The sequence below is a fragment of the Salinicoccus carnicancri Crm genome (assembly GCF_000330705.1).
Lineage (GTDB): Bacteria > Bacillota > Bacilli > Staphylococcales > Salinicoccaceae > Salinicoccus > Salinicoccus carnicancri.
Genome location: NZ_ANAM01000008.1, coordinates 323,554 through 336,686, shown reverse-complemented (window position 1 = coordinate 336,686; position 13,133 = coordinate 323,554). Strand labels below are relative to the sequence as shown.

The 13,133-nt window shown below is 46.8% G+C and carries 13 protein-coding genes and 1 riboswitch; of the genes, 9 read left to right on the top strand and 4 right to left on the bottom strand.

The window, feature by feature from the left end:
- Nucleotides 1-25: 25 nt before the first annotated feature.
- The gene (locus tag C792_RS0109315) at nucleotides 26-622 is read right to left on the bottom strand and encodes a DUF5067 domain-containing protein (RefSeq protein ID WP_017549207.1); all 597 of its coding nucleotides are present in this window, start codon (nucleotides 620-622) and stop codon (nucleotides 26-28) included.
- 153 nt (nucleotides 623-775) lie between these two features.
- Here C792_RS0109315 and C792_RS0109310 point away from each other — a divergent pair, with 153 nt between their 5' ends.
- The gene (locus tag C792_RS0109310) at nucleotides 776-1,285 is read left to right on the top strand and encodes a hypothetical protein (RefSeq protein ID WP_017549206.1); all 510 of its coding nucleotides are present in this window, start codon (nucleotides 776-778) and stop codon (nucleotides 1,283-1,285) included.
- A gap of 34 nt (nucleotides 1,286-1,319) precedes the next feature.
- On the opposite strand, the gene C792_RS0109305 is transcribed toward C792_RS0109310, so the two are convergent.
- Entirely contained in the window at nucleotides 1,320-2,237 is a 918-nt protein-coding gene (locus C792_RS0109305) for a 1,4-dihydroxy-2-naphthoate polyprenyltransferase (RefSeq protein ID WP_017549205.1), read from the bottom strand.
- A gap of 120 nt (nucleotides 2,238-2,357) precedes the next feature.
- On the opposite strand from C792_RS0109305, the gene C792_RS0109300 reads away from it, so the two are divergent.
- From C792_RS0109300 to menE, 5 genes are read left to right on the top strand one after another with little or no spacing between them, the layout of a single operon-like run.
- Nucleotides 2,358-3,722: an isochorismate synthase gene (locus C792_RS0109300; RefSeq protein ID WP_017549204.1), complete on the top strand. Its 1,365-nt coding sequence runs from the start codon at nucleotides 2,358-2,360 to the stop codon at nucleotides 3,720-3,722.
- The gene (gene menD, locus C792_RS0109295; protein ID WP_017549203.1) at nucleotides 3,719-5,386 is read left to right on the top strand and encodes a 2-succinyl-5-enolpyruvyl-6-hydroxy-3-cyclohexene-1-carboxylic-acid synthase; all 1,668 of its coding nucleotides are present in this window, start codon (nucleotides 3,719-3,721) and stop codon (nucleotides 5,384-5,386) included. The genes C792_RS0109300 and menD overlap by 4 nt, the downstream gene beginning before the upstream one ends.
- The gene (gene menH, locus C792_RS14905; protein WP_017549202.1) at nucleotides 5,376-6,155 is read left to right on the top strand and encodes a 2-succinyl-6-hydroxy-2,4-cyclohexadiene-1-carboxylate synthase; all 780 of its coding nucleotides are present in this window, start codon (nucleotides 5,376-5,378) and stop codon (nucleotides 6,153-6,155) included. The genes menD and menH overlap by 11 nt, the downstream gene beginning before the upstream one ends.
- A gap of 3 nt (nucleotides 6,156-6,158) precedes the next feature.
- A complete protein-coding gene (menB, locus tag C792_RS14900; RefSeq protein ID WP_017549201.1) occupies nucleotides 6,159-6,977 on the top strand; it encodes a 1,4-dihydroxy-2-naphthoyl-CoA synthase in 819 nt (272 codons plus the stop codon).
- A gap of 48 nt (nucleotides 6,978-7,025) precedes the next feature.
- Nucleotides 7,026-8,429: an o-succinylbenzoate--CoA ligase gene (gene menE, locus C792_RS0109280; RefSeq protein ID WP_017549200.1), complete on the top strand. Its 1,404-nt coding sequence runs from the start codon at nucleotides 7,026-7,028 to the stop codon at nucleotides 8,427-8,429.
- A gap of 1 nt (nucleotide 8,430) precedes the next feature.
- Here menE and yidD read toward each other — a convergent pair whose 3' ends face one another.
- Nucleotides 8,431-8,673 carry a membrane protein insertion efficiency factor YidD gene (yidD, locus tag C792_RS0109275; RefSeq protein WP_017549199.1) on the bottom strand — a complete coding sequence of 81 codons (243 nt, stop codon included), beginning with the start codon at nucleotides 8,671-8,673 and terminating at the stop codon, nucleotides 8,431-8,433.
- Between the two features lie 77 nt (nucleotides 8,674-8,750).
- On the opposite strand from yidD, the gene C792_RS0109270 reads away from it, so the two are divergent.
- Complete coding sequence (locus C792_RS0109270; protein ID WP_017549198.1) at nucleotides 8,751-9,212, top strand: NUDIX domain-containing protein; 462 nt, start codon at nucleotides 8,751-8,753, stop codon at nucleotides 9,210-9,212.
- Between the two features lie 37 nt (nucleotides 9,213-9,249).
- On the opposite strand, the gene pckA is transcribed toward C792_RS0109270, so the two are convergent.
- Nucleotides 9,250-10,839: a phosphoenolpyruvate carboxykinase (ATP) gene (pckA, locus tag C792_RS0109265; RefSeq protein ID WP_017549197.1), complete on the bottom strand. Its 1,590-nt coding sequence runs from the start codon at nucleotides 10,837-10,839 to the stop codon at nucleotides 9,250-9,252.
- A 527-nt stretch (nucleotides 10,840-11,366) separates the two neighbouring features.
- Here pckA and C792_RS15160 point away from each other — a divergent pair.
- Together C792_RS15160 and metK are read left to right on the top strand one after the other, a co-directional pair.
- The gene (locus tag C792_RS15160) at nucleotides 11,367-11,561 is read left to right on the top strand and encodes an Ltp family lipoprotein (protein WP_425413719.1); all 195 of its coding nucleotides are present in this window, start codon (nucleotides 11,367-11,369) and stop codon (nucleotides 11,559-11,561) included.
- 151 nt (nucleotides 11,562-11,712) lie between these two features.
- Nucleotides 11,713-11,818: riboswitch (SAM riboswitch) on the top strand.
- A gap of 88 nt (nucleotides 11,819-11,906) precedes the next feature.
- Nucleotides 11,907-13,100, top strand: a complete 1,194-nt coding sequence (metK, locus tag C792_RS0109260) for a methionine adenosyltransferase (protein ID WP_017549196.1) — start codon at nucleotides 11,907-11,909, stop codon at nucleotides 13,098-13,100.
- Nucleotides 13,101-13,133: the final 33 nt, after the last annotated feature.

Sequence of the window (13,133 nt, the reverse complement as noted above, 5' to 3'; positions counted from 1 at the left end):
TGCAGGGGGCATGGATTGATTTTTATTATTCTTTTTCTCCCGACTCCTCAAGTTCAATCGTGTAATCGAGTGGATCGGAGTCTTCTTCGGCCATCGGGTTTTCCCGACTCTGCAGAACGGTTTCAAGTTCCGGGTCGAGTGGCCCGTATGCTACGACTGCAGTCGAGGATTCTCCGGGCTCGATCATTTCAGCAGCAGCGTCTGCTTCGTCACTTTTTTCAAAGTCTTCGGGAAGATCCATTGTCAGGTTTTCCAGCGGCGTTTCAGAGTCACCATCCATCTGTCTGACGGCGAGATCGAGACCGAAAGCTTCCTGTGGTGAGGTGGCGACATCAGAGTTGTTTGTGAATTCGAATTCGATGACGACTGCTTCTGTCGGCCCCGTTTCTTCTTCGCCTTCAGCTTCTTCTTCAGGAGCTTCCATTGTTGTCTGACTGAACTCAACTACATTGAAATCACCGTATTGGCCGGAGTAGGAAACATCCTGGTTTTCTTCGCCAGTGCCTGATTCTTCGGTATTGTCCCCGCTGGCGTCTTCCTCACCGGAATCGGCACCTCCGCATGCACCGAGGAGCAGCGCTGTGGAGAGGACGCCTGACAGCAGATACTTTTTCATACTCATTTCATCTTACCCCCTAGTATATAGATACACTTTAAGTATAATATAATTATAAGAATAATCAATATTATTTCGGTAATGGAAATAATATTTTTTATGCATCATGGGAATGATGTATAATGGAGTCAAATTCTATAATGAATATGGAGAATGTCTATGTTTTCTTATCATGAAGTCAATTTATATCTGGATGACATCGAACTCCCGAGACCCATGTCTGAAATAGAGAAGGGACCACATGAATTCAATGGGGATGAACTACTTTTTCTGCAGCAGGTGAAAAAGCATCTGCTTGAGGACCTTGACTATGAAATCTATAAGTCGAAACCGGTGTACTGCATCGGCACCTGCCGGCTGAACCTGACGCGGATTGGCCTTTATATCCTGTTGGAAGACGAGCTCATTTTCGTACATGCTTCTGCCTTTAAATTCAGCGAGGAAAGCGCAAAGTGGCTTGTAAGCTACTACCCGTACAGAGAAATCATTTCCCTGGAGTTCAACGACGATGAGTACAATTATGGGGACTATGAATCGGGCGTACTGTTCATCAAATTGAAAAATGAAAAAGGTGCGGTCCGAAGCAAGACGATCCGCAACATAAACCCCAACCATTTTGAATGCATACGGGAATTTCATGAAAAGATGCAGCAGGAGAGATATATATAGAAAAATGGCTGAGAAGAATTTTCCCAGCCATTTTTTATATCCCTGTTATTCCATTGATCATGAGACCAACTGTCAGCAGGAGTCCGAAGACAGTATTCAGTTTTCCCATGGAAGCCATGGCCGGAATGAGTTCGGCGGGTGTGTCGCCTCTCCACATCCGGCGCACTGTTTTCAAGAACAGCGGTATCGAGATGAATGTAAGGAGCAGGAATACTGAACCATATGGTTTGAAGAACACGATCCAGAAAATGAAGGCATAGCAGAATGCCAGCAGGGCTGCTGTAGTCATGACTGCAAGTGGCTTGCCCACAAGGATGACGAATGTCTTCCTGCCGCTTTCCTTATCCTTCCTGCGGTCCCTGATGTTGTTCGCCATGTTCAACAGACCGATGGTAATCGCAACCGGTATTGAAATCAGCAATGGAAAGTAGTGCAACGTTTCCGTATGGATGAAAAATGTAATCATGATAATGACTGTCCCCATGAAGAACCCGGCGAATATCTCCCCGAACGGGGTCCATGAAATAGGGAAAGGGCCCCCTGTATAGAGATATCCGACAGCCATTGATACAGCCCCGATGACAAGTATCCAGAGCGATGTGTTTATCGAAATGTAAATGCCTATGATGCCGGCAATGCTGTAGAACAGGATGGCGATGTTCAGAACAAGCCGGGGCGACATTCCGTTTCGTACTATCGCCCCCGCAATCCCCACCGATTCGGCGCTGTCGAGACCTCTTTTGAAGTCAAAGTATTCATTGAACATATTCGTCGCGGACTGGATGAGGAGTGTGGCAATCATCATGGCGATGAACATATCCCATCTGATCGGTGCGAAAAGCAGGACGCTCGCCGTTCCGACGAGAACAGGGACGAATCCGGCCGTCAGAGTATGGGGACGCGTCAGACTGAGGTATTTCTTGATCCCTGTATGTGTTTCTGTACCTTGCATGACCATCTTCCTTTATGAATAAATATGATTACAATTTTAACATATTTAATTATATACGATACACACATATATGAATAAATGATAAAATGGGAGTAACTATGCTGAAAGAAGTGTGTATTAATGAACTTGGAAGCGTATCAAACTATTCTGGATGATATAAGCCTGGATTCAGATAAAAACTATCTGACTCTCCAACTCCCCATATATGGTATGGCGATTGATGAGAGAAAACTGTTTTCCCACTTTGAATCTGAACTTGGGTCCAGATACTGGTTCCGTTCTAAAGAGGATGCTTATAATATTGTAGGCATCGGTTATCTGGAATCAATAAGAAGAGATAAATATTCTGCATTTTCTTTGTCCAAAGAGAAAGATGCACTTTATGATAAAATTCAAAAAGTCAGGCTTGAGGAAGGTCTCCCTTCGCGTCTCAGCCTGTTCGGAGGCACCCGTTTTGACACCAAAGATTCCACTGATGAATGGAATGACTTCGCCATGGTGGAATTCCATCTGCCGAAATGGCAATTCGACCTGAAAAATGGAGTTCTCTTTTACACTGCAGTCATTTCAGAAGTGGATCTGCAGACAGTACTCGGTGATATAGTAAGCGAGCTTGAAGCCATTGAAAATGCAGAATTGAAAGCTGACGGCAAACCTGTCATCAACATGGAGAAAGATCTGTTTCCGGGTGAATGGAAGGCGCTTGTCGACCGGACGGTTGATGTACTGGATGAAATGAGTTTCAGGAAAGTGGTGCTTGCGAGACAGAGACTGATAACCTTCAAGTCTTCGGCAGATCCGCTTTTTTTGCTGGAACGACTGGATAATGAAAAAGGTACTTACACAATCTATTATGAAAAGGGCAAATCCGCATTCATCTCCAAATCACCGGAAAAACTTTTTGATATCAAAGGGGATAAATTACGGACGAATGCGATAGCGGGTTCAGCCAAAAGAACCCATGATTGTGAACAGGATGAGCTTCAGAAATCGTTCCTTTTGAATGATGAAAAGAACCGCTATGAACATGAAGTCGTCCGCGAATCGATTGTGCATGATTTGGAGCCGTACAGTGACTGGGTGGAGTATGATCCAAAACCAGGGATTCTCGAGAACAAGTATATCTACCATCTTCATACGGCGATCAAAGCCACATTGAACGAGGATACAGATGTCTTTGATCTGCTCGATGCCATCCATCCGACACCGGCCGTCGGCGGTCTGCCGAAGAACAAGGCGCGGGAATATATCATGAAGGAGGAATATGGAACACGGGGGCTGTATGCAGCACCTGTGGGTATCATCCATGAGGACAATGATTCCGAATTTGTCGTGTCGATCAGATCGATGCTCATCCAGGCGAACAGCGCGACTCTGTTTGCAGGATGTGGAATTGTCAAAGGGTCTTCAAGCGAAAAGGAATTCGAGGAGACACAGGTCAAATTCACACCGATGCTGAATGTGCTGGAGGCGAATGACGGATGAACCATCAGGAGATGCTGACCAAGCAGGTTTTTACACTCATTGATGTTTTGTGGTCCTACGGGATGGAGGAAGTCGTCATCAGTCCCGGCTCACGTTCAACACCTATAGCGATTGCAGCCGAACTGCATCCTTCGATAAGGACCTATGTACATCCAGATGAAAGGAGTGCGGCATTCTTTGCTCTGGGACTTGCAAAGACAGATCGGAGCCCTGTGGGGCTCATCTGCACATCAGGCACTGCGGCCGCGAATTATACGCCAGCTATGGCGGAAGCGGGACTCAGCCATCTACCGCTGATTGCGCTGACAGCCGACAGACCGCATGAACTCAGGGGTATCGGGGCACCGCAGTCCATTACACAGAACAATATGTACAGCAATTATGTAAAGTTCTTTACAGAACTGCCGCTTGCCGACATGCACGAGTCCCTGGAAGATCTGATAGAAACCAAGATACTCCAGTGTTCCAGGTTTTTCACCGGCATAAACACTGGTCCGGTCCATATCAATATCCCTGTACGGGAGCCGTCCATGCCGGATGTCTCAATGACCGGCCTGTTCAACAGAAAGCAAAAAGCACTGCCGGAATATAGGATGACGGATGAGACCGTAAAACCGTTGCAGGGTACGGGCCTTTTATTGATCGGGGAGACCAGGGAGGATCTCTCGGATATCGGAGGTATCATCGATCGTGAAAATCTGACTGTCATTCTCGATCCGAGACAGCACCTGCGCAGATTCCTGAAAAATGCTGTGACACATCATGATCTGATATTCAATGTGCTCAGTGAAGCACAGTACAGCTTCATTGAGGAAAACCTCGATTTCATCCTCCGTATCGGGGAGCCGCTGACTTCGAAGGCGGCCAATAAATTCCTCTCTTCGACCAATGTGCCGCAGTATGTGTTGAGTGAAGTGCAGGAAGTCAAAACTTATCCTGTGGCCCCGGCGGCATCCTATATCGGGAATGTCCCGGATATACTGGAGCAGATCGGGTTTTCCGGAGGGACACCGGACTTCAAAAAATGGATGAGCCATATCGAAGCCTCCATCACAGATTTCATTGATGAAAATATCGGTTACTTCACTGATGAGGGGCGTTTTACGTATGACATCATCCAGAAAACCGGACATGCGACAAATTTCTTCCTCTCAAGCAGTATGCCGATACGTGATGTGGAAAGGTACGATACACTTAACGTACATCCCGTCTATTCAAACCGTGGAGCAAACGGCATCGACGGCGTCGTGTCAACAGCGCTCGGAACGGCACTGAGCCGGACGGTCACACTGATTATCGGCGATGTTGCGCTCTATCATGATATGAACGGTCTCATGATGGCGAAGCTCGAAGATATAGATATAAATATAATTGTGTTTAACAACAACGGAGGGGGCATATTCAGCTTCCTCCCGCAGCACGCGGATAAAGACCATTTCGAACGTCTCTTCGGAACGCCGCTCGACCTTGATTTCAGCCATGCAGCAGCACTGTACGGATTCGATCATATCTCAATTACGGATGTGGACGAACTGGATGAGAGGCTTCTGAACAGAAGCGGCAAAAACATGATCGAGATAAAGACTGACAGAGATAGGAATCTGCTCGAACATCAGAAGCTCAAAGAGGAAATCGGGAAAATGGTGACAGCCATTGGAACTTAATTACAGGTTCAAAGATAACGACTTCGAGGAGACAGTGCTTCTTATGCACGGCTTCCTGTCGGATATGTCGAGCATGGAACCGGCTGCCGGACACCTGATGGAACATTTCAACATACTGTTTGTCGATCTACCGGGGTTCGGTGATACGAAAGCCGGCGGAGACTATTCCATGGATGATGTCTCGGATGCGCTTGCCGCACTGATCATGTCACGGTGGGGGGCGGTCCATGTCGCCGGCTACTCCATGGGAGGAAGGGTTGCTGTATCACTTATCATCAATCATCCGGGAGTGATAAAATCGGCAGTGCTTGAGAGCGCATCGCCCGGAATCAGCGATCCGGCAGAAAGGAAAAAACGTCAGGAACTTGACCGTAAGCGGGCAGACAGCATTTTATCCGATTATGTCTCTTTCATTGACGCCTGGGAAAAGATGGGACTTTTCCAATCACAGGACTTTGCTGATGCGGGTCAGCGGATGCGCCAGAGAGAAAACAGGTTGGCTCAGAATCCGTACGGTGCGGCGGAGAGTCTGATCAATTATGGAACGGGAACCCAGAAGTCATACTGGGCGGATCTGCCGGGAGTATCCGTTCCGGTGCTGCTCCTTGCCGGTGAGAAGGACGGGAAGTTCGCAGCCATCAATCAGAGGATGGAGGAACTGATTCCAGAAAGCCGTCTTGAGATTATTCCCGGCGCCGGACATAACATTCATATGGAAGCGGCGGATAAGTTTGGTATAATAGTATTAGAGTTTTTAATAGGAGGCTGAACAATGGCTAGAGAATGGCAGACATTAAAAGAGTACAAAGAGATAAAGTATGAATACTATAACGGTATTGCGAAAGTGACGATCAACCGTCCGGAAGTCCGCAATGCCTTTACACCTCTTACGGTAAATGAGATGATCGATGCATTCAACAGGGCGAGGGATGATGAGAACGTAGCAGTCATCGTACTTGCCGGCGAAGGTGAAAGAGCTTTCTGTTCCGGCGGTGATCAATCGGTCCGCGGTCACGGTGGCTATGTAGGAGAGGACAATGTGCCGCGTTTGAACGTACTGGATCTGCAGCGTCTGATCCGGGTCATCCCGAAACCGGTAGTTGCGATGGTTTCCGGATATGCAATCGGCGGCGGCCATGTGCTGCACGTCGTATGTGACCTCACAATCGCTGCAGACAACGCACGCTTCGGACAGACCGGCCCTAAAGTGGGCTCATTTGACGCCGGTTACGGTGCAGGCTATCTTGCGCGGATCATAGGGCATAAGAAGGCCCGTGAAATCTGGTATCTCTGCAGACAGTATGATGCACAGGAAGCACTGGATATGGGGCTCGTGAACACTGTGGTTCCGGTTGACCGGCTCGAGGATGAGACCGTCCAGTGGTGTGAAGAAATGATGGCACATTCACCGACGGCACTCCGTCTGCTGAAAGCGGGTATGAATGCAGATACAGATGGTCTTGCAGGATTACAGCAAATGGCCGGCGATGCGACGCTGCTTTATTACACGACTGATGAAGCGAAAGAGGGAAGAGAAGCATTCAAAGAGAAGAGGAAGCCGGACTTCGGTCAATTCCCGAGATTCCCATAAGTTTTATCCTGCCCATCTGATGATGGGCTTTTTTAATGAGGTGTAGGAATGGATTATAATTGGTTGGAGATGCAGGCGGACGTGCGTCCTGAAAAGACAGCTGTCGTATTCAATGGAAAAAAGCTTTCATTCAGAGATTTATACGAGGAAGCGCTGTCGGTTTCGAAGAAATTGAATGCACAGGACAGGAGAAGAATCGGGTTCTTTATAGACAATACTGTTGAATCAGTCATTCTGATCCACGCAGCGATGCTTGCAAAAATTGAAATAGTGATGATTAACCGCCGTCTCACCGAGGTTGAAATCGACAGGCAGATGACGGATGTGGGAGTTGATACCATAGTGGCTACCAAAAAACTCTCAATGGACGGTTACAGAATTGTCGATTACGGAGGGTTAATTGATCTTGAAGGCGTTTCAGGCAATGAGGAGGCAACGGCCGGAGCGGAAACCTTGTCGATCATGTTCACTTCAGGCACGACAGGCCGGGCCAAGGCGGTAAGGCAGAGTTATGAAAATCACTATGAATCGGCCATTGGGTGCGAACAGCGATTCAGTTATGGGCCGGGGAGTGTATGGATGAATGTCAATCCAATCTACCACATTTCAGGGTTTTCCATACTGATGCGTTCAGTCATCCGCGGCTGTACGATGATTCTGATTGAAAAGTTCGAACCGCTGAATGTGTGGCGGGAGCTGGAGGAGCATGAAGTTACGCATGTCAGCATGGTGCCTGTGATGCTTGGACGGATGATGGAGCATGAAGGAAGGCATAATCTCGAAGGTATACTGCTCGGCGGCGCCGGCGTGACGATGGATCTTCTGGACCGTGCGCTGGAGAGAGGATTTCCGGTATATAATTCTTTCGGGATGACTGAGACGTGCTCACAGATTGTTTCCATTGCGCCGGAGGATCCCAAGATTCTTAAAGGGACGGTCGGGCGCCCGCTTGATAATATATCTATCAAGATCGATGGAGAAAATGAAGATGAACTTCTTGTAAAGGGGCCGGCGGTCACCACAGGATATGTAAACGCGGAACTGTCACTTGATGAGGGATATTTCAGGACCGGTGACATTGGCCGCATTGATGATGACGGTTATCTTTACATACTGGACAGAAGGAGTGATCTGATTATCAGCGGCGGGGAAAACATCTATCCAAAAGAGATTGAGGATGCTGCGGCAGCCCATGCCTCCGTCAGGAAATCAGTAGTCATCAAACAGAAAGATCCGGAGTGGGGGGAAGTGCCCGTACTGCTGATTGAACTGGAAGAAGGAGCCGGTTTTGACAGGACGGCGGTCATGGCAGTGCTTGAGCAACGCCTGGCAAGGTATAAACTTCCAAAAGAAATCCATGAAACAAAAGAAGTGATCATGACTTCCACCGGGAAGGTTTCCAGGATGAAGAATCTGGAAGCATTTGAAACAGAAAAAAACAGCAGCATGTAGGCTACTGCTTTTTTTCTGTATAATTTTTGGGATTCAAAGGTACAGGGTCATATCCTCCGGGATGGAACGGATGACACTTCAGTATCCTTTTTACCGTCAGCCAGGTCCCTTTCAGGGCCCCATGTTCCCGGATTGCCTCAATGCCGTAATTCGAACAGGTCGGGTTGAAGCGGCAGCTTGGCGGGAACATCGGCGAGATGAACTTCTGATAAAACCGGAACAGAGAAAGTAGTACAGTACGCATAACATCACCAGACATTCTTTTTAATATCTTAATGATAAAGGGTGGCTGTCATAAAGGCAAATATCGGAGATGATAAAATGCTTGAATTCATGGATTTTGAAGAAAGAAAAGTCACGCTGGAATTTAAAGAGAATGAAACGGCGGGGCATGTCCTCGCGATATGCAGGATGGATGGCAAGTATCTTCTGACGGATCATAAAGTAAGGGGAGTGGAATTTTCCGGAGGCAAGGTAGAGCCGGAAGAAACTTTGGAAGAGGCTGTTCGCAGGGAAGTGTTCGAAGAGACAGGCGCGAGCATCGGGACGCTTAAATATGTCGGTTACTATACGGTTCATGACGCGAAGCCTTTTACGAAAGCCGTATATTTTGCGGATGTCAACGATATATTCTTCAAATGCGATTACCTTGAAACGATGGGGCCGTTGATGTTTGAAAGTATAGATGAAGTGCCGGATGAAAAACGGAGTATGCTGCTTGAAGATGACTGCATCAGATATTTATATGAGATGAGCATTGATGATGCTTTCTTTGCAAAATGAAAGAGCGGCCAAAATTGATTTGGCCGCTCTTTCAATATTATTGGGTCTGCAGTGAGAAACCGCCGTTTCTGGCGATCTCGTCAGAACCTTCTCCGAACTTCTTGAAGTTCTCTATGAATGATTCCTTCAGATCCTTGGCCTTTTCATCATAGGCGGCAGTGGACTCCCATGTGTTTCTCGGGTTCAGAATTTCACTTGGTACCCCGGGTACAGTGACCGGAATACTCAGGCCGAAAACGGAATCTTCCTCGAAGGCATTAAGTGCGAGTTCTCCACTGATGGCACGTCTTACCATAGAGCGTGTATGGCTGAGATCCATACGTTTACCTACACCGTATTCACCGCCGGACCATCCCGTGTTCACAAGGTATACATCCACTTCGTGTTCATCGATCAGATCGCCGAGCATATTCGCATAAGTGGTGGCGTGAAGCGGCAGGAATGGAGAGCCGAAGCATGTAGAGAAAACAGGTTGAGGAGAAGTGATGCCTCTTTCAGTTCCTGCAAGCTTGGAAGTGAAACCACTCAGGAAATGGTACATTGCCTGGGATTTCGTCAGTTTTGAAATTGGTGGCAGTACACCGAACGCATCTGCAGTAAGGAAGATGATCGTGTTCGGATGTCCGGCAATAGACGGGATACGTGCATTATCAATATGATGGAGCGGATAGGCAGCACGGGTGTTTTCCGTCAATTCCCCGTCATCGTAGTCCGGTTCGCCGCTCTCATCAAGGACGACATTTTCCAGAACAGAACCGAAACGGATCGCCTGGAAGATTTCCGGCTCCTTTTCAGCAGAGAGATTGATTGTCTTCGCATAGCATCCGCCTTCGATATTAAATACGCCATCTTCATTCCATCCGTGCTCATCATCACCGATAAGTTCCCTCTGTGGATCTGCGGAAAGCGTTGTTTTTCCAGTGCCTGAAAGGCCGAAGAACAATGCGACATCTTTGTTTTCACCCACGTTGGCAGAGCAGTGCATGCTCAAGATGCCTTTTTCAGGCAGCAGGTAGTTCATGATTGAGAAGATGGATTTTTTCATTTCACCGGCATATTCAGTCCCGCCAATCAAGATTATACCTTTTTCAAGGGAGACAATGACGAAAGCTTCCGATTTCGTACCGTCGACAGATGGGTCCGCTTTGAAAGTAGGGGCGGAGACGATGGTGAATTGTGGATCGATCTCAAGAGCCTCTTCCTTAGTTTCAGGGCGGATGAACATCGTACGGGCGAACATGTTGTGCCAGCTGTACTCGTTGACCACCCTCAGGTTCAGCCTTGTTTTCTCATCCGCACCGGCATAGCCATTGAAGACGAAGACTTCGTCTTTCTTATCAAGATGATCAAGGACTTTCCCGTACAGGGTGTTGAACACCTCTTCTGAAATCGGCTGGTTGACCTCCCCCCAGTCCACTCTGTTCCTGGAAACGTCATCTTCAACTATGAAACGGTCTTTGGGGCTCCTGCCCGTATATTTTCCAGTCTCTGCTCTCAGGGCGCCGGATTCGGTCAGTTTCCCTTCACCTCTTCTGAGGGAACTTTCAACAAGCTGTGAGGCCGAAAGCTGGATTTGAGCCGTTTCTTTTGAAATAAGATTTTGGATTAACTCGGAATGATTTATCATATGTATGCCTCCATTTTTATGCGAATTTGGATGTGTATGACCCTTTCAGGAAATAGTATAACACATTATAAAATGATGTGACATATTAAATCAAATAATATTGGTTCGAATCGAGTCCAGGTTCTATTATATTAAATGTAAAGTTACTTTTTATCAAGAAACGTAAGAGTGAATATTCCGATTGAATCGCATCCATTCAAATGTTGCATGAATCAGTTGGTAGGATTTTCACAATCGGCGCTCTTAAAACTTTGATTGATTAGAGTGGCCCCTAAATAGACATTATAGAGGTATTGACTACACTGGTTTCCAGGTATGTGATTAGGATGTTTGATAAGATCATGCCAAAGAAGGGGTTTTATAAAGATATGATATGTGTGTATGTAATCATTTAATCAAAACTTAGACCGATTAATGGAGTGTTAGAAAATTCGGTAGCGAGAAGATTTTTTAGAGGAATAAAGTTTAAAAACGTTGATTTAAAAGGATTTGTACTAACCCTTGTAGAGTAACAATAGGAAAATTTCATTGAGTGTGACTGGGAACATAATGCTCTGGAGTCGGCAAAGGCTTATCGGAAAATGATGGATACGTCAAACGCAGTCATTTACTGTCAACTGGTATCAGATTATGGAGACGAATTCATCTCTGAAGAAGCGTCATATGCTGTTGATAATTTAGAACAGGAAAAGGAAGCAGTACAAGTGAAATGTGGATTTTAATTTTAAATATACAATCATATACACAGTAAACATCTTGGTTACTGATTGATGTAAAGTTTTGTAATCAGGTTGAAGCAACATTATACCCGTCATTTCACATAGTGTTACTTGAATTTCAATCCAAGCTCTAGTATATTATAGATTAAGTTATCTCTTATCAAGAGCCGGTGGAGGGAACATACCCTGGGAAGCCCAGCAACCTCTTTTCTATAAAGAAAGGTGCTAAAGGATGCAGAATTTATTCTGATCGATAAGGGGAAGAGCGAAGCCTTTTCCTGTCTTATGGAAAAGGCTTTATTATTTTACTGAGAGATAGCTAATAAACTAATCAAAGGAGTTTTATAGATGGCAGAGCGCAGGCTTTTCACTTCTGAATCTGTGACGGAAGGGCATCCTGATAAAATCGCGGATCAGATATCTGACGCGATTCTGGACGAAATATTAAAAGGGGATGCCAATGCCAGGGTTGCCTGTGAGACGGTTGTGAACACGGGTATGGCGATGATAGTGGGGGAAATCAGTACTGAGACATACGTCGACATCCCCAAAATAGTACGGGAAACTGTTAAAGGTATCGGCTACACCCGTGCAAAGTACGGCTATGACTACAAGACCATGTCGGTATTGACCGGGATTGATGAGCAGTCGCAGGACATCGCACAGGGTGTGGATAATGCGATTGAAACGCGTGACAGTGGTGTAATATCCACGGGTGCGGGGGATCAGGGCCTGATGTTCGGATATGCGTGCAGTGAAACAGATGAACTTATGCCTCTGCCTATATCCCTCGCACACAAACTGTCGAAGCGTCTGACTGATGTCAGGAAAGAGAATGTTCTCGATTATCTGAGACCTGACGGAAAAACGCAGGTTACTGTGGAGTATGATGAGAATGATCAGGTGAAAAGGGTGGACACGATTGTTATTTCCACCCAGCACCACGATGATATCCCTGTGGAGCGCATCTATGATGACATCCGCACTCATGTAATCGGTGCAGTCGTTCCATCTGAACTGCTGGATGAAGAAACAAAGTATATCATCAATCCGACCGGCCGTTTTGTCATCGGCGGCCCCCAGGGAGATGCGGGACTGACTGGCAGGAAGATCATTGTTGACACCTACGGAGGCTATGCAAGGCACGGGGGCGGTGCTTTCAGCGGCAAGGACCCGACCAAAGTGGACCGTTCGGCGGCATACGCATCAAGGTACATCGCCAAGAACATCGTCGCTGCGAAAGTGGCGGAAAAATGTGAGATCCAGCTTGCCTACGCAATCGGGGTGAGCCAGCCTGTTTCCATTTCGGTCGACACTTTTGGTACATCCGAACACTCTGAAGAGGAAATTACAGGTGCCATCCGCAAACTTTTCAATCTGTCACCGGACGGCATCATCGAAATGCTCAATCTCAGAAGACCGATTTACAAAAATACGGCAAGCTACGGTCATTTCGGAAGAAATGCAGAAGAGTGCCCGTGGGAAGCGACGGATAAAGTGGAGCAGCTGCAGAAAGAATTGAAAAAAGTGGAAGTGAATTAAAGAAAGACCCCGGGAATTACTCCGGGGTCTTAA